Source organism: Flavobacterium sp. CSZ, from assembly GCF_015350725.1.
Classification (GTDB): domain Bacteria; phylum Bacteroidota; class Bacteroidia; order Flavobacteriales; family Flavobacteriaceae; genus Flavobacterium.
Genome location: NZ_JADKPQ010000004.1, coordinates 106578 through 125918, shown reverse-complemented (window position 1 = coordinate 125918; position 19341 = coordinate 106578). Strand labels below are relative to the sequence as shown.

Annotated in this window: 7 protein-coding genes; 1 reads left to right on the top strand and 6 read right to left on the bottom strand. The window is 33.9% G+C overall.

From position 1 onward, the window contains the following. Positions 1-93: 93 nt before the first annotated feature. The 6 genes from IRZ78_RS06075 to IRZ78_RS06050 form a co-directional block, all read right to left on the bottom strand. Complete coding sequence (locus IRZ78_RS06075) at positions 94-1188, bottom strand: endo-1,4-beta-xylanase (RefSeq protein WP_194615675.1); 1095 nt, start codon at positions 1186-1188, stop codon at positions 94-96. Positions 1189-1270: 82 nt separating this feature from the next. Continuing rightward, complete coding sequence (locus IRZ78_RS06070) at positions 1271-2863, bottom strand: RagB/SusD family nutrient uptake outer membrane protein (RefSeq protein ID WP_194615674.1); 1593 nt, start codon at positions 2861-2863, stop codon at positions 1271-1273. A 41-nt stretch (positions 2864-2904) separates the two neighbouring features. Next, a complete protein-coding gene (locus IRZ78_RS06065; RefSeq protein ID WP_194615673.1) occupies positions 2905-5931 on the bottom strand; it encodes a TonB-dependent receptor in 3027 nt (1008 codons plus the stop codon). Between the two features lie 328 nt (positions 5932-6259). Continuing rightward, positions 6260-10384 carry a two-component regulator propeller domain-containing protein gene (locus IRZ78_RS06060; RefSeq protein ID WP_194615672.1) on the bottom strand — a complete coding sequence of 1375 codons (4125 nt, stop codon included), beginning with the start codon at positions 10382-10384 and terminating at the stop codon, positions 6260-6262. A gap of 261 nt (positions 10385-10645) precedes the next feature. After that, the gene (locus tag IRZ78_RS06055) at positions 10646-11320 is read right to left on the bottom strand and encodes a hypothetical protein (RefSeq protein ID WP_194615671.1); all 675 of its coding nucleotides are present in this window, start codon (positions 11318-11320) and stop codon (positions 10646-10648) included. Positions 11321-11359: 39 nt separating this feature from the next. Further along, positions 11360-15268, bottom strand: coding sequence for a M23 family metallopeptidase (locus tag IRZ78_RS06050; RefSeq protein ID WP_194615670.1), 3909 nt, complete (start codon positions 15266-15268; stop codon positions 11360-11362). A gap of 511 nt (positions 15269-15779) precedes the next feature. On the opposite strand from IRZ78_RS06050, the gene IRZ78_RS06045 reads away from it, so the two are divergent. Further along, the gene (locus IRZ78_RS06045; protein ID WP_194615669.1) at positions 15780-19307 is read left to right on the top strand and encodes a hypothetical protein; all 3528 of its coding nucleotides are present in this window, start codon (positions 15780-15782) and stop codon (positions 19305-19307) included. Positions 19308-19341: the final 34 nt, after the last annotated feature.

The following is a 19341-nucleotide window of genomic DNA, read 5'->3' as shown; positions in this document are numbered from 1 at the left end:
GAGAAAAGATTTCTCACCTAATCTTGCTTCTTGTCTCTTGTTTCTCTTCTTTTAGATCTATTTTCTATATTCTATTCTCTATATTCTAAAACTCTATTTTAATCCGTCCAAAAATCCCTGATAAGCCGGTTTCTTATTATAATCAGCGTCTAATAGCAACGGATATTCTTTTGAATGCCAGAAGCTTGTCAGCCACGTATATTTATCGGTTACACCCCAGGTTGAGATCGCAAATTTTTGATTTTGAGGCAGTTCTTCATACATAGTGGTAATGTATTTATAGGTTTCAGATTGTTTTTGCTGTTCGACATCATTAAACACATACGAATCTGATTTTGCAGTATTTACTTTAATATCCAATTCTGAAATATGAATTAGCAATCCTGTTGAAGCCAGATCTGTAAAACCCGTTTTCATGGTTTGTCGATTTGTATCGGTGGCATAATGAAACTGATCTCCCAAACCATCAATTGGCACTCCATTGGCTTTGAATCTTGTGACCATTTTTTTGATAGCAGATCTTTTTCCTCCATCAATAACAACGCTGTAATCATTGTAGAATAATTTAGCATCGGGATCTGCCGCTTTTGCATATCTGAAACATCTTCCGTAAAATCCAATTGGATCCTTAAAAAGCGAGTTGATAACCGTTTCATTTCTTAAAGCTCCTCCATCTGCAAAAACCTCGTTTACCACATCCCAGCTTTTTACTTTCCCTTTGTAATGCCCTACAACATCGGTAATATAAATTTTGACTTTGGTTTCGAATGCGATTGAATCGTATTTGGCATTTTTAAACCATTCCGGAAACGAATCGTACCAAATCAATGTATGTCCGTGAACTTCCAGACTATTATCTTTGGCAAAATTTACCAGATAATCTCCCGCTGTATAATTGTATGCTGTTGAAGAAGTCCAGATACTTGCCATTTTCATTTCGTATTCGGCCGTGATTTGACTGTAATGTTTTAATACTGCATTTTTAAAATTGGTTTCGTTTTGCAGATCTTTCATTTTTACTGCAGCCCCAATTTTAAACTTTGCTTTTTCTTTTAAAGTCAATGTTGGAGTTGGATTCACCGGAGATCCATTATCATCAACATTAATAAAAACTGTTTTTTCGTCGTTGCTGCAAGAAGCAAATAACAAAGCGGTTAATAGACCTAAAATATATTGTTTCTTTATCATCGTGTTGTTTTTTATTTGATCCGGAAATCAAAACCAAATTCGATTTCCAGATCTATTGTTACTAACAAAAATTTGATTCTAATTAATTATACCCCACATTAAATCCTGCCGGTTTTCCCATTAAATCAATCTGAGTTTGTGGAATTGGCATATTGACCATTATTGGTGTCATTTTTAAAGGTACTTCTCCAGCGCTCGTTCCGGATGGACTTGAACGGAAATATAAATTTTGTCTTTCTACCAAAAGTCCTAATCGTTTTAGCAGAAACCATCTGTTGTTTTCAAAAGCCAATTCTCTTGCCGATTCGTCTAAATAATTATTTAATGTCCAGGTTGTTAAATCGAAAGTTGTTACAGTACTTTCCGGATTTCCGGTATATCCTCTTCTTCTCACTTTATTTAAATAGGCAAGCGCTTTTGTGTCGTTACCCAGATTATGATAGGCTTCTGATGCCAGTAAATAGGTTTCGGCTAATCTGTAATACATATAATCTTTATAACTGTTGGATGTCATTGGCAGTTTTTCTGTATCGTGGTATTTTTTCAAACTCCAATGCCAGGCTCTATAATTTCCGTTTGGCGCTGCAATTGCCGGATTGGTAATAGGCTGTCCGAATTTTGGGTTACCCACAACATTGATTTTATAATCCTGATAATTATCTGAATAGTAGTAGGTTTTAAATCTTAAATCGTTGGTTTGATCATAAAGAGATTTTAAATAATTGTTGGGATAAAACCATCCCAGAGACTGACCTCCGTAAGCCACATCCTGAATTAATTCGCTTGCATTTAACTCATACGTTCTTTGTGTAAAAACACTTCCGAGCCAAAAACCACCGCCGCCTGCCAGGTCATCACTTGGTCCTAATAGAAAATCTCTCTGATAGGTGAAAAGTGATTCTTTATGGTTGGCATTTTGTCCCCAAACCTCTGCCAATGTCACTAACCCGTGAGTTCCGTCATTGATAATGGCATCAAATTGCTTTGCTGCTTCTATCCAGTCTTGCTGCCATAAAGCGCTTTTACCACGAATATGTCTTGCAACACCTTGTCCGTAACGGCCCGCATCTACTTTAAAAGGAAGATTTGCAATAGCATAATCCAAATCGCCGTCGATTAATTTGTAAACATCTGCATCGCTGGCTACTTTGTATTCTACTACATCATTAATGTTTTCCGGTGTTGTTGGAATGGTGTCGATTAAAATCCCGCCATACATTTGTTTTAAATCTAAATACAATTCGCCTCGTATAACACGCGCCTGAGCCACTAATCTTTTCTTGGCATTTGCATCCATATTAATGCTTCTTGCCGAAGTGATAATGGCAGAACATCTGTCGATAATTTTATATCCCTGAATCCATTTTGATCCTGTAAAAGATTGCGGATTATGGCCTGTTCCGTAAGGTGTATTCCAGGTTCTGTGCAATCCTAAATCGGTGGCAACCATAAAAAATACATTGGCCCATAAATCGTTATTATCTCCGGATGGCGAATTATAATACCTCATTTGGTTGTACAGTGCATTTACTCCAACTTCTAATCCTGCCGGAGAAGTGTAGATATAATCTACAGAAATCTGATCTTTTACGTTTTCTTCCAGAAACTCCTCGCACGAAGTCAATCCTAAAGAAAGTCCGAATATCAAAACAAATAGAAAATTTATATTTTTCATGATCTTGTTATTTTTATTTTATTGATGTCTTAAATGTGCTGTTAGAAACCTACTTGTAAGCCTATAACACAAGTAACAGGTTCAGGATATTCGTTGATCTCTTTTTCAGGACTATACGACTGATAATCTGTAAGGGTAATTAAATTACTTCCTGTTACATAAAGTCTCATATTGGTTAAGCCCAATGATTTAAGTGTGTTTTCAGGAAATTTAAACCCAAGTGATACGTTTTGTAAACGTATGTAAGAGGCATCCTGTAATCCTAAAGTATTGATGTACGGCGGATCGTTTCCGTCTCTTGGTCTCGGCCAGTTTCCTCCAGGGTTTTCCGGTGTCCAGTAATCTTGTTTGATACCGTTTTTAACTCCTCTTAAAGAACCACCTTTTACATAATCGTATAAAAATAAATTGTCTCTGGTAACGCCCTGAACAGTATAAATATCTGCCGAGAAATCGAAACGTTTGTATTCTAAACTCACTGAAAAAGTTCCGAACCAATCCGGCAGTTTTGAAGTAATCACTCTATCCTGATCCGGATTTGGATTTGCTCCGTTTGATGGATCTGCATCGTATAATTTTATATCTCCCGGATACAGAGTTGTTCCTGTAACAATTGGAATATTTTCGCCTTGCTGATAAATTCCAACAGCTTTATATCTATAATACACATCGATTGGCTTCCCGATGAACCATAGATTTCCCACAGAATCGTCTTCTTTTCCGTCTCCGTTGGCATCTTTACCATAAATACTTACGATGCTGTTTTTATTTTTGGTGAAAGTTGCGCCAACATTCAGTCTAAAATCTTGTTTTTTGATCAAATCTCCATTCAAAGTAATCTCTAAACCTTTGTTATTTACTTTTCCAAGATTAGACAGTTTGGTTGTATATCCCGTATTGGCATTTAAAGTTTCATAGATCAATAAGTCTGAAGTATCGGTGTTATAAACCTCAACCGTTCCCGTTAATCTGTTTTTGAATAAACCAAAATCGGCGGCAAGATTTAACTGTGTTGAAGTTTCCCAACGTAAATCCGGATTAGACAATTGCGAACCTGGAACGTAACCTGATACTTTTATTCCGTTTATAATATAATCTCTCTGGTCTGCCACTGCCATACTTTGGTACGGATCTTTGGGCTGATTCCCCACTTTACCATAACTGGCTCTTAATTTTAAATTGCTCAAAACAGGAACGTGTTCTTTCATGAAATTTTCGTTCGAAACATTCCACGCCGCATTTACAGCGGGAAAAAATCCCCATTTATTATTTTTACCAAATACTGATGATCCATCGGCTCTGCCCGAAACGGTAAAATAATACCTATTATCAAAATCATATTCCAGTTTTCCGGCAAATGAAATAAGAGAACGTTCATTACCGCCAATTTCCGGCGTGTTCAGGAAAGCACTTTCAAGACCATAAATACCTAGAATATCACTCGGAATTCTGTTTGAGGAATTTTTAAACTCATTGTATTCTGATGATGTTATTTCGTAAACTCCCGTTGCGCTAAAATGATTTTTTTCGGCCAGATTAAAGTTGTAATTCAAAATATTACTAAACTGATATTCTACATTATCCTTAAAAAGAATACTGCCGCTTCCTTGTCCTGAATTTGCAATTCCTGAAAGTGATCTCGAAGAATTAAAATTCATTGCTTTGTAATTCCAGGATCTTCTGCTGGCATTTAATTTATAGGTAAAACCTTTTAAAATGTTGATATCCAGAAACACATTCATAATGTCATTTCTGTTTAACTCATTTGTATTGGTTTCATAAATATCAATAAGCGGATTTGGTGTTTCCTGAATTCCACCCGGAAGATGACGGAACGAACCATCGTCATTGTAAATTTTACCCAGCGGTGAGGTATTAATGGCATTATTTAGAATATTCCCCACATTAGGGCGATTTGACTCAGAAAACTGAAGCGAAAGATTCATTCCCACTTTAAGCCAGTCTGTAATTCTTTGGTCAACATTAATTCTCATGGCCACTTTTTCGAAGTCGGTATTGGGTACAACACCGGAAGTATTAATGTAATTTAAACTCGTAAAAATGCTGGTTTTATCTGTTCCTGAAGAAACGCTCAAACTATGGTTATTGGTCACACCGGTTCTTAAGGCATATTTTTCCCAATCGATATATTTTCCGGATTGAACCGATTCTAATTCAAGCGGAGAAAAAACCTGATTGTCTGGTCTGTAAACGCCATTGTTACTTGTTCTATAGGCTTCTCTTTTTAGCTGGGCAAATTCTTCGCCGCTGTAGATATCGAAATTTCTATTAATTGTCTGTACTCCGGAGAATCCATTATAAGCAATTTTTGCTTTTCCTGTTTTTCCTCTTTTAGTCGTAATTAAAATAACCCCATTTGATGCTCTTGCTCCATAAATAGACTGCGCGGCGGCATCTTTTAAAATTTCTAAAGAAGCAATATCGTTAGCATTAATATCATTGATGTTTCCTATTACGATTCCATCAGCAATTACGATAGGTTCGTTGCTTCCGTTGATCGATTTTTTTCCTCTAATTTGTATTGTTGAAGAACTTCCTGGTCCGCCATCAGCTAATGATACCTGAACCCCTGCTGCTTTACCTCTTAACATTTCGGCCACATCAGAAGTAGCAACTTTAGTCATGTCACCCGGTTTAACAGATGCCACAGAGCTGATTACGTCGCTTTTCTTTTTTGTACCATATCCTACGACTATAATTTCGTCAAGCGCCTGAGAGCTTGCTTTCATCACTACTTTTAGATTCTTTTTATTTTCAGTTTCAACCGAAACCTCATCCATCCCAATAAAAGAGAAGACTAATACACTCTTAGCAGCAACATTGATACTAAAATTTCCGTCAAAATCTGTCTGGACTCCTTTTGATGTCCCTTTTGAAAGCACATTTACGCCTGGCAAGGGTAAGCCCTGACTATCGACTACTTTTCCTGTGATTGAAGTTTCCTGTGCATTGGTTGTGGTCGAAAGAATACACATAAACAGCAGTAAAATTAGTTTTAGATAATTTCCTCCAAGAAAAAACATCTTTTCATGTTTGTTTTTTTTCATAAGTTATTTTTTTGGTTAGTTAGTTTAAAAATCAGTCATGATTTCATTGCAAATGTGACCAATAAATGACGTTTTTAGGGGAGGAAGATATTCGTTTTTTGGGGGATCAATGTGCTTATTTGCAGTTTTAGGCTTTAAAAAAACGGTATCCGTAATAAAAAACTTAAATTTTTAAAATTCGATTAATTTTCATGTTTTAAATTTAGTTTAACCGCAATCCCAATAGCTATCGGGAGCAAAGAATAAAAACGCAAAGTCCGCAAAGCTTTAATTAAACTTTGTGGACTTTGCGTAAATCTTAGCGAACCTTGTGGTTAAACCTTAGCGGTTAATTTTTCGACCCTTTATATTCAGTAGGCGATAAATTGTAAAATCTTTTAAACTCTTTGCTAAAGTGTTTTCGATCGTTAAAACCTACCATATTGGTCACTTCTGATACTGAATAGCTGGTGTTCATTAATAAACTGGCGGCTTTTTTTAATCGCATATTTTTAATAAAACCGGCTACGGATTGATTGGTAAGGGTTTGTACTTTTTTATAAAGCACAGTTCTGCTCATTCCTATTTCACGAACTAAATCATTGACATCAAAATCCGTATTATCGATGTTGGCTTCGATGATCTGGGTTAGTTTTTTTACGAATAAACCTTCGGGCGTATTTGCATTTTCGTCCTCAGTATCTGTAATAAATCCGTTTCTGTATTTCTGACGCATTATTTCTTTGGCCGATAATAAATTGGCTATTGTCAGTTTTAATTCTTCTATGCTGAAAGGTTTCGAAATATAAGCATCTGCCCCTGTCGAAAGTCCTTCGATTCTGTTTAAAGTAGATGATTTCGCCGTTAGCAGAATAACCGGAATATGATTGGTATTGAGGTTTGTTTTTAGAATTTTACACAGCTCAAAACCGTCCATTTCCGGCATCATAACATCGGTTACGATAAGATCCGGAATTTCTTTTTCCATATATTCGAGCGCCTGTATTCCGTCTGTAAATTTCAGGACTTTGTAATCGCTGTATAAAATATCATACACAAAAGACAATACTTCTTCGTTGTCTTCAATAACCAAAATGGTCTTTTTGTTGCTGTTTTCCGGTTCTTCAATATATTGCGCCTCATACGTTTCAATTTCGGTTTTTACATCCGAGATTGGACTTGCATTTTCTTCTATTTTAATGGCATTTTCAACAATCTGCGACTTTTTAAAATGATCTTTTCCTTTCTTTAAAGTAATGGTAAATATGGTATTGAAATTGGCATCGGCTTCTGTTTGTACTTTAATTTCTCCGTGATGCAATTCGACAATACTTTTGCTTAAAGCAAGACCAATTCCGCTTCCCAAATTAGCACTTCCGCGATCGTCTAATTGGAAAAAGTTTTTGAAAATTTTCTTTTTTCTGTTTTCAGGAATTCCAATTCCGTTGTCTTTTACTTTTATTTCTATGGAATCTGAATCTTCTTTTTGTTCAACAGCCAAAGTAATTCGGCCGTTTTTACTGGTAAATTTAAAGGCGTTCGAAAGCAGATTATAAATCACTTTTTCCATCTGATTTTTATCAAAATAAATCAAAGCGGTATTGATGTTGAGAACAAATTTGTAATCGATTTTTTTCTCGACTGCAAATCCGCGGAAAGATTCGTAAATATCAAAACAGAAAGAAACAATATCCTGCTGTTCGCAATAAATTTTCATGCTTCCTTTTTCGGCTTTTCTAAAATCCATTAATTCATTGACTAATTTTAATAATCGGTCAGAATTGTTTTTGATGACTTTGAGTTTGTGTTCGAGATTAGAATTCTTTTCAGCACTATTTAAAAGTTCCTCAACCGGGCCGCTTATCAGGGTTAACGGCGTTCTGATTTCGTGCGAAACATTGGTAAAAAAATCCAGTTTCATTTTGTACAATTCCTCTTGTCTTTCTTTCTCGACTTGTTCCAGATAAAAAGCTTGTTTTAATAATTCACGATTTCTTAAAAATCGAAACAATAAAACGGATCCGGCTAGTAATAATCCGAAATAGAAAATATACGCCCACCATGTTTTCCACCAGGGCGGTAACATGATTATTTTTAAGGTTTTAATGGCTGGATTCCATTTTCCACCACCATCTGCCGTTTTAATTTTCAAGAGATAAGTTCCCGAATTTAAATTGGTAAGATTGATATAATGCTGTGAACCAATGGTATGCCAATCGTCTTTATTAAAGGAACTTTCGAGTTTATAGGCATATTCGTTTTTTTCGGGAGAAACAAAATTCATTGCACTGAATTCCAATCCAATATATCCCTGATCATGATGCAGGGTAATTTCCTGAGTTTCACTTATATCTTCTTTTAGTTCCACTTCTTTACTTCCGGGTCTGATTTCTTCATTGTTCACGATAAGCTTCGTTAAAACAATCTCTGCATTATCCGGAGATTTTATGAGTTTGGATGGATTAAAAACAATCAATCCGTTTGAAGATCCGAAAATTAGCTCGTTATTATTTAATTTTAAACTGCTGTTGTTCGAGAACTGCTTTACTTTTAAACCGTCTTTTGCGGAATAAGAAGTAATTTCAAAATCAGAAATAGCGGGAGTTGTTCTCAATTTCTTTGTTCTGATTTTATACAGCAAATTATTATCGCTGATCCAGATATTTCCCTGTGCATCTTCTGAAATGCTTTTTATGGTTTCATCTGTAAAACCCAGCGCGCGGTTGATTTCGAAAAAATGTCCGGCTTTTTCATTCAACAAATTGATGCCACCGCTTTCAGAACCTACCCAAAATCTTTTCTTAGAATCGGTAAACATAACCGTAAGGCTGTTATTTGGCAATCCGCTGGCTTTTCCTGATTTATAGATTTTGGTAACTCTTTTAAGTTTTTTATCAAAAAAGTTCAAACCGTATTGTGTAGCAATCCACAAACCGTTTTCGCGGTTTGCAATATCTGTAATAAAATTATCGCTGAGCGCGTTTGAAGTTCCGTCGGCCATATAACTTTCTATGGTTCCGTCTGGCAGTATTTTTTTTAATCCGCTTCCGTTTGTTCCTACCCATAAATCATTATTATCAAGTAACAAAGAAGTTATCGGTCGGCTGCGTTCTTTGGGGTTTGGAGAAAGCGGTATTTTGCTGAAGGTTTTGCTGTTTTTATTAAACTTAAATAATCCGTTGAAAGTTCCGCAAAACAAATTTTCCTGATTCTGATTGACCAAAGCCATAATCATATTCACACTTTTATCAAAATCATTGGTATCTATTAAATACGAAGAATTTTTGTTGTTTCTGAAATCCAGAAAATTCAAACCGCCGCCGTTTGTTCCTACCCAGACAGCATTGTTGCTTTCTTTAGAAACGGCATTTACCAAAGAGCTGTTTAATCCGAAATTGGGTTTTATAACCTCTCTTACGTTGGCAAAATTAGTATTGGTTTTCTGGAAAAAGTTTACTCCTCCACCATTGGTTCCAATCCAGATATCATCGTGACGGTCTTTTAGGAAACATTTTACATCATCGTCAGACAAGCTGTAACTTGTAAGGGGATTATGCTGGTATTTGGTAAACTCATTTTTATCTTTTTTATAAATGCATAATCCGTTTTTTGTGGCAAACCAAATGGTATTAGCATCTACAGCCACAATATCATTGACCCAATTTGATGATAAATTTTTCTTATTGCCGGAATTCTGAAGATAATTTTTTACGGAATTTGCGGCTGCATTATAATGAAAAACTCCGTTTGCTTCGGTCGCAAACCATAAATCACCATTTTTTTCTTTAATTATTTTCCAAATCTTAGAATGGAATAAAGCTTCATTTTCTTTTAAAGTTTTCGGAAGTTCTTTTCGCGATCCGTTTTTAGGGTCAAAACATTCCAGTCCTTTTGCTGTGCCCACTAAAACACCATAATTACGATCATAAAACAGTGATAAAACCCTGCTTTTTCTAAAAGGGGAATTATGATCGTTTGAAATTTCTTCTAATAAATACTGCTTTTTATTTAAGCGTTTGACGCCTCCAAAAGTTCCAATCCAGATTCGGTTTTGATCGTCCTGAATGATAGATGAAATGTAGTTTCTACCGCCTTTTACTTTTTGAACATCGACTCTTAAAAAATCACGTTCTCTTTTATTAAAAAGGTTCAGACCGTTATTGGTTCCTATCCAGAGCTGCTTTTCGTTATCTTCTAAAACAACATTAATATGGTTGTTGCTTATGGTATTTAAAATGTCTTTATTGTAAGCGTATCTCAAAAAACTGTAGCCATCGTAACTAATTAATCCGTTTGCAGTTCCTATCCAGATAAACCCTTTTTTAGTTTGATGAATACTCGAAATCATGCTCTGCGAAAAACTCACATCGTAATCGATATGATCAAAATACAAATCTGATCCCTGAGCGATGGCACTAAAGGAAATGGAAAAAAATAATACAAGACTTAAAATGCAGCTTTTAATGTTCTTCATAAATTGATTTACTTACAGATCAATGATTAATTAATGCGATTGGTTTATTTGCTCTAAACTTAGAAAAAAAACAAACCAAACGCACTGCAAGATAAATCTAAAACAAAAAAAGAGATGTCGCTATTTTTTCTTTTTAAGGGGTGCATTTGTACTTAATTTTAATAATCGTTGATCGTTTCAAAGAAAAAAAGCAAAAAAGTCAAATGACTTTTTCGCTTTTTTTAATACTTAATAAGATCTATAAATTTTTAATAAATAACTTTATTCATCACTCATTTCAGGAAGACATTCTACCTTTTCTTTATTTAGGTCAAGTTCGATAATCTTTTCATTTACTAAATCAAATTTTACAGCTTTTAAAATTTGATCATATTTGCCTGCTGAATTTACTTTATCAATAACTACTGCGAAACATGAATCTCCTGCAGTTGTATTACATGCGTAACTAAAAATTTTTCCATCCCCTAAAATGTAATTATATTCTCCTAATTCTGAATATCTCTCAAGTTTTATTAAATCTTTACATTTCCATTTATTCTTATCGATTCTTCTAAAAAGACCTATGTATAAAAAACCTTCGTTTTTTTGAAGTGAAAAAACATAATTAGACAATCGGATAATATTTTTGTCGTCTGCATATTGATCTGATAAATAATCCTTTATTTTTTGATATGCTACGTCATGATCGAAAGTTGAATCAATAATAAATTCATTATAATTCTTGTCGAAAACAAATTTTCCTATATTATAATTGACCTGTACATCTGAAAAATCAGAATCATTTTCATCATACACATTGTTAACCACAAATTTTTTAGCTTCACTTGTGTGAATATCATTTTTATCCACAGATACTCTATTGCTTACTTTTACCTGCTCCTGCTTTTGATTACACGAAAAGAAAGCAAATATTAAAATAAATAATACATTTCTCATTATTGATATTTTTTACGAAGATAATATTATTTTCCTCCACTATTTTTGATTTTCCTTATTCGGATTTATATTGACAGACTCTTTTAATTCTGAAATTGCTTTAAAAGGTTTTACAGAAGCTCCTTGACTTGCACTTGAATTTCTCACTTCAAAATGTAAATGTGTCTTTTTAGCTAATAAATCTCTTGCATTTCCAGTTTTACCAGTCAATCCAATTTTTTTTCCTGCTTTTACTTTCTCACCTATTTTTATAAAAGTTTCACTTAAATGAGCATAAAAGAAATAGTATTCTTTACCATTATAAAAACCTTTAATTGTAATTGTGTTTCCATAAGTACTTGACGGATTGGGACCAACCCTAACACGTATTCCATCAACGCATGCAAATACGGGAGTTCCAACAGAAGCATACAAATCAAGTCCATCATGCTTACCTGCAATTCTTGTCGGAACTATACCATCATTACTATCTTCTGGTCTCCAAGTACTGTACCATCCCCTCAACTCCATTTTATCAAGAGGATTACGCCATATATTTCTTCCATACTCACCGTCATTTAAACTAGTGTAATATTCAGTAATTAATTCTCTCATCTGAATACCATTTTTTTCTTTATCAATATCTAAATTAGCATTTTGACTATAATCTACAGTTCCTAGCTCATACATTGTTTTATCAAGTCCTTTTCCAACATGATATGGAGCAAAAACAGCCACGTAAATGTCTTCGTGTATCACTGGTAAAGTTTTTACTTTTTCCATGTATATTTTAACTTTAGCTAATTGCTCCAGCTGGGTCATATTTGCATATTGAACTTTTAATTCATTGAGTACATCATGTCCTCCTCCAGTATATTCACCCATACTAGTAAGTGCATTCTGAGTGAATTGAATTAAGCCTACTGCTCTTGAATATTTTTTTCCATTTATATATTTTTCAAACGTTTTTTTATTTATTTGTTCTTTAGAAATTAATGACTTCCCTTCAATTTGATTTGGAGCAAAATTGCCTCCTGTTTCTCGATACATTACAGCCATAAGCCCATTTGCCATCTCCAATGTATTTTTTGGCCAAAGTTCTTTACAAATTTGTACTACTTTCACTCTAAAATCTTTATTCACTTTAGCTCCCCAAATTAATTGTGGATCATCTTCATCAATAATTTCTCCTTTATTTACATTTCCATCGCCTACAACCATAGTCAACAATTTATCAGTCAAATGTTTCGTAGAATAACCTTCAACACCAGCATAATATTTTATTTGTGATCCATTTTTGAGTTTTTTATTAAGGTTCATTAAAGTAAAACTAATTGTTGCAACTCCTTCTGAATTTACTCTTGCTTTATTACTAAAAGATGGTTTTTCCCGCACTTTATGAGCAGTAAGGTTAATTTCTTGTCCAACCAAATTTTGAGTTTTAGCCACTATAGTTACAATTGCTCCATTTTTACCAAATGGAACTTCATCCTCTGGTCTTACACGAACCCCATCATAAGTAAAATAAACATCAAGAATTTTTGCATCTGTTGTAACAGATAAAACAGTATCTAATTCGTAATTAGCTGGTGTCTTAAAAGGATATGGTTTACTATTCTGTATTCCTAATAGTTTAAATCCAATTTTGGCATTTTTTCCATTCGTAAATCCAATTGCTTTTTGAAAACCAGCATCAAATTTTACTTCTTCAAAAATTTCACCTTTTGCATTAGTTTTTACATCAATGTAATGGTTCGTTTTTGCCTTATTTAAATAAAAATAAACTCTAACTTTTTGATTTTCGTAGTGAGGAATTTGAGCTTTTATATAATTGCTTTCTCCCGAAAAACCAGATATTTCCTTTTTACTTCCACCGCTCCATGACCAATAAGCTTCAGTAACTTCCGGGTGTTTTACTTCCATTTTATAAACACATTCTGATTTGGCTCCTTTTTGACGATCACTAAAAGCTTCTACTGTATAATGTCCTGGTTTTTGAGGAATAGGCATAATAAAAGAATTCCATTTATGAATGTACGCCGTTTGAGGATCTTTTTTATTTGTGAATAATTCGGTTCCAGGTGCCAGATATCGTTTATTAGTAGAATCATAAATCATCCAACTTACATCTTCTTTTTCTGCATCTGTAGGAGGATTTATCTTGAATTTTTTCGCTTCTAAAGTTACCGTGCCGTCATGAATACCCAATAAGAACACATTATTGTTTGATGCTTTATCGGCGAGACCAATTCTGGTAACTTCATTTTTAATTACCGAAGTTTTAAACTCCTTAACTAATGCATATTGATTTTTACTGAAAACTTTAATTTTATAAGTTCCTAAATCTGGCATCGATAATTTAATACTACCTGCTGAGTCTAGTTCTCGTTCTTCTGAAATTATAGTTGTTTTACCAGTAGTCGCAGTTTCGATTTGATAATACAGTTTTAATGGATTTAGTGTTTTTACTGCAGTATGTTTTAGCGATACTTTAAAATTTTTCTCTTCGGAGAAAGGTCTTACAAAGCCACCAGCAACATTTGCCGGAGGTGCAATTACAATTTCCTGAGTTATTATTTTTAGCTCTATGAAAGTAGCCGTTTTTGCACTTTTCTTCTGTTTTACTGTGTAATTTTCTCCATAAGCATCGATTCTGTATGTTCCATGTGTATCGAAATTATAGCTAAAAGAAGTGCCTTCATTTTTAAAAATATTTTCCTTTTTTGTGTCGCTATTATACACTATCCAGTTAATATTTTCTTTTTGATTGTGCATCTGATTTATAAAGGCTTCATCAACGAAAAATTCGAGGCTTTCTCCTATTATAAATGAAGTTTGTTTTGTATTTCTAATTTTTAACGCACCTTTGTTTACTCCACTTCCTTTAAAATTAGTTTCAATAATCTGCTTAAGGCGTCCATAAATAGCTTCTTTTCCTATTTCTGGATATAATTTGTCTGCACTTAAATTAGGATATATCTTCGTTTTAGTAATTATGGTAATAGTCGTAGGCAAATTATCAAGTCCTTGCACTTCTTTTAATAATAAAAATAGTTCGTCGTATCGCTCAAAAAGATTGGCAATATTTGTCTTATCATTGGCCAGTTGATCTTTTATTATTTCCCAGCGTTTTTTACTATCATTAGAAATAGATCCTTTAAGTATATTAGCATCAATTGCTTTAATCATTTTTTCACGAACGATCTCCCAGTTAAAGCTTTGAGCCACTACGGCAGAGAAATTTAACTGCTTTAATTCCACATACATTTGAGTAAACAATTCATTACCTGGTTTTCCATCAAAATCCAAAACCGTCGCACCTTGATCAAAAGCCTTAGAAATACTTGTCCAATATTTTATAGATTCAGTATCATTTTCAATAACTGCAGCATCTAATTTCTTTTTAACCTCAGCTTTAATTACTTCTACAGACGGCTCATTATCATTTATTTGAAAGCTTTCCGGCACCATCAGACTTTGTTGTACTGAAATACCTGAATATGCCTGATTAGTCAAATTCTGATCTCCCATTACCGAAGGAGTAATGCCGGTTGATGCAGAAGAACTCATTTCTGTTCTTAGAGTGTTATCAGCGGCGCCTCCTTCGATTGGAGTGGTTGTTAAAGTAGTAAATAATCCAGATTCTAAAGTTCCTGTTGAAACCATCGAATCCTGCATTCCCTCTAAAACCGACAGAGTATTGCTAATTAATTGCATCGGATTTTGCATTGTTCCGGCACTAGTATCGATCGCGTCTCCTTCGATTGAGGCAGTAGAATTGTTTAAAATAGCAGTTGCAGTTTGATTGTTTTGCTCCTGCCATAGTTGTACGATATCTTTTTGCTGACTCATTTCTTTTGAAACTTTAGCCAACTCTTTTATTATGGTTTCGGTTAAATGTTCTGAACTTTTTATATCAGCACTATTTTTTATGGAAAGATTGAAATTATGAATTACATTTTTACTCATCGCTTGGTGTTTTTCTGGGTGTAAAAGTAGTATCAAAGTTTGCGATTTCTAAATTCCAAACTACTTGTATTCAGTAGTTTCAGCAAGTTTCCTTTCTACTGAAACTACTGAATTCATCAGGCTTTTTTTGGTTCTTTTTCTATTCTTCTGTTCTACTTTTACACTCTCAAAAATTAAATACTGATGTTGGTTTTCTACAACATTTATTAAAAAAGGACTCTCCTATTTTTCAATAAAAAGAATTACAAGTCTATATATTAATCAAACTAAAACAGCAGCCATTATGGATTATTTATTATTAATGGGCATCAGCAAAATGCCTAAAATACCCGACAAGAATAATTCTCAATTTTTCCTAATCAAACATTTAGAAAAAAGATTACTAATAAGCAATTCAATCCTAATCTAAATTGACAATTATGAAAAATCAAAAGAACATTACTATTTGTCTTATTACATAAAAAGATTCAATTTATAAAAATCAATAACTACATAATTAAAAGAAAAAAATATGGCCTTACAAACGTTAAACACCATAAAACAATGGTTTAAAACTGGTCTTAAACCATCACAACAACAATTTTGGGATACCTGGGATTCTTTCCGTCACAAATTTGAAAAAGTTCCCGTAAAAGATATTGAAGGAATTGACGAATTGCTTTTATCTAAGGCTGACAAAGTCGTTTTAGATAATCACCTCGCCGATAAAATTGCACATGCACCACAAGTAAATACGGATTGGAATAGTGAATCTGGTTTTAGTCAATTGTTTAATAAACCCGAATTTAAAACTATTAATGGGGAGCCATTGACAGGCGGTGGAGATATAGTTATTGAAGCAGGCGGAGCTCAGAATTTACAAACAACGTTAGGTAATGGTAATGAGACCACAAACAGTATAATGTTTAACGATGACTACTATAATTGGTTAAAAACAAGCATAGATTCCAGATCTATACGTTTAACCGATAGTAACTCAAATCTGTTAGCAGGTATTGATTCTGCTGGTGTTTTTACACATGATGATAGTCAACATGTTTCGATAAACCCTCAAGGTATATTTTTTAATCGGGATACTGCTGAATCATATTTACGAATTAATACATCTTCGACAGGCGTTAGCACGATAAATTTACCTGTAACTGAAGGTACAGAAATTACATTAGCTGCTAAAGAAGATTTTAAAACAATTAATGGAGAAGAGATAGTTGGAGAAGGAGATATTACTATTAGTTCAGCGATTCCAACATTAGATCAGGTCTTAAATTCAGACAATAAATCCCTTACTCAGCCAATTGTATTTTTAGACGAAGAATATAGTGCTACAATAGATTCTAAAAACTTATCAATTGATGGTCCACTCGGAGAAGGTATCCAATACAATGGAGATAACATAAACTGGAGTAAAGGAGAGAAAAATTTAAAATTACTTTTTGATGGAAAATCAGCAGGACAAAATACTTTTACTTTCCCTGAGATGCCAGATAGTAGTGCTCCTTATAAATTAGCTACAGATCAGGTAGTTTCAGCAACTCAATCAGGTATCGTTAATAATACGCCTTTACAAGAACTTGGAGGAGTTGATAAAATCATAAATCTTGTTAGAATAGGTAGAGGAGCAGGCGCAGTTAATAATAGCACAGCTTTAGGCTATACTGCATTATCTCTTAATACTACTGGCACAAATAATACAGCCATTGGAGCTTCAGTGTTAAGTAAAAATACTACAGGAATTGGTAATACAGGAGTTGGAGCACTCTCATTAAGAGAGAATGCAATAGGAACTTATAATACGGGATTGGGATATGGTGCATTAAGAACAAACATTGTCGGTTTTAATACAGCAGTAGGAGCATTTTCTCTATATAATTTTACAACAGGTTTAGGTTACAATACAGCTTTAGGTGTTCAAGCATTAGCAAAATTAACTACAGGAAATTCTAATACTGCAATAGGCTCAAATAGTTTAAATCTTGCAACTAATACAACATTTAATACAGCAGTCGGGTCAAACTCTCTTTATAATTTAACTACAGGAGGGAAAAATGTAGGAATAGGTAATGACGCTGGGTCAGCAATTACTACAGGAGAAAAAAACACAGCTCTTGGATATTTAGCTCTTGGAGGTGCAACAGTAACAAATACAGGAAGTAGTAATATAGCTATTGGGTACCAAGCGGGTAGAGATCTTACATCAGGATCAGCTAATATATTATTAGAAACTCAGGAAGGTGGAACTGTAAGCTCAGGAAGCAATAACATCGTAATAAATTCAGGAAAAAATAATGCAGGAATAAAGACAGGTAACTGTAATACAATCGTTGGAGGTATTACAGGATTACCTACAGATGCTTCAAACTTAGTTATATTGTCAGATGGTAGTGGAAATATCGCAATCAGAAAAGAAACTGATGGCAGATTATTAGCTCCGACATTAACAAATACTCTAATTGATTCAGGCGGTAATAAATCCTTAGTGACTAAAGAGTATTTAGACGCTCATTCAGGTGGAACAACTCCAACTTTAGATCAAGTGTTAGGTTCGGGAAATGAATCAACTGATAAATCTATAATGCTTACAGGGAGTGGTGGTAGATCTATGCAGTTAGACGTGTCTAATGCACTCGTAAATATGGAGGATTCGGAGGGTAAAATAGAATTGCAAGCCTCAAATACTTTTCCTTTAATTATGACAAATAAAACCACTGATAACGAAGTTAAAATAGGTTCAGATGTTATAATTAGCACAAGTACAGTAGATGGAGTTCCATACTCAAAACAACTAACTTTTAGTACAAACCCACTAGGTAATTACGAGGTAGTTTTACCTGCAAAAACTGGAACGGTAGCCTTAAGAAGCGATTTTAAAACAGTAAACGGAGAGTCTATTCTAGGAACTGGGAATGTTGAAATCGGTGGAGGCTCGCAAGATTTGCAACAAACCTTAGATAATGGTGCATCTTATACTTCTCTTGATACTTCATTAAATATAGACTTTAGATCAGAACCTTGGATTGAGAAAAAATCTACAACATTAGCTCCATATTTAGGATATCCTGTACAAACAGGACTTTTTAGTATGTCAGAAAATGGAGTTACTATGCAGTCAGAAGATGTTGGAATAACACAACCTGATGTTTATAAAAATGGAGCAATTGGAAGTACTAATGGAAACCCAACTATGTCAGTACAATTAAATAGATTAAATGAAGACGGGTCGATACTAGGTAGTAGTATGTCTATTTTAAGGTTTGAGGATAATACTAATTTATCGGGTACTGTTGCTTATGAAATACCAGCTAAAGTTAACGGGGATAATTTAACTTACAAATTAGCAACGACAGATGATATTACTTTGCAAAAACTAATAGATACAAATAAAAATACAGCCACTAAAGCAAGCAGTACAATATCTCTATTAGAAGGCGGAGAGAGTTTTGTAAGTAACCAATTTTTATTAGATAATGGAGTTTCAGGATCTGGACATAGATTTACCAGTATGCAACAATATCCAGATGTATTTACTGTAACTAATTCATATAATGATGGAGATAAACAAAGTATCTTAGAAATGAACTTATCTACTATCTCTTTGATGGTTAAAAGGGATATGTTATCAGGAACTCCCAAATCTACCAACCTTTCCTTTGCAGAACCTACAAGTCCTGGAGTTGAGATATTGATACCTGCTAAACCTTTAAGAGCCGAAGCTTACACTATAGCGACCTTAGATGATATATTACCTAAGATAAGCCGTATATCTGATGATTTTACTATACCTGATGGTTATGCTACTAGATTTATAACAGTTTTAGCAATAAATAAAACCATAACTCTACCAAATGTAACTGATTCGGTTGGGGCTATCTTTTATATAACAGGAAATCCGTTAGGAAATACTATCATAAATTGTAAAAACAGAAATTTGCAAATACTATATCAAGGTAATTTAGAAAGCGATTACGAAATACAAGCTAATGATGGGGTTACATTAATAAATGACGGAACTAACTATATAGTTACAAGTAAATATCCATGATAATCATAATTTAACTAAAAACTAATTAGTACTG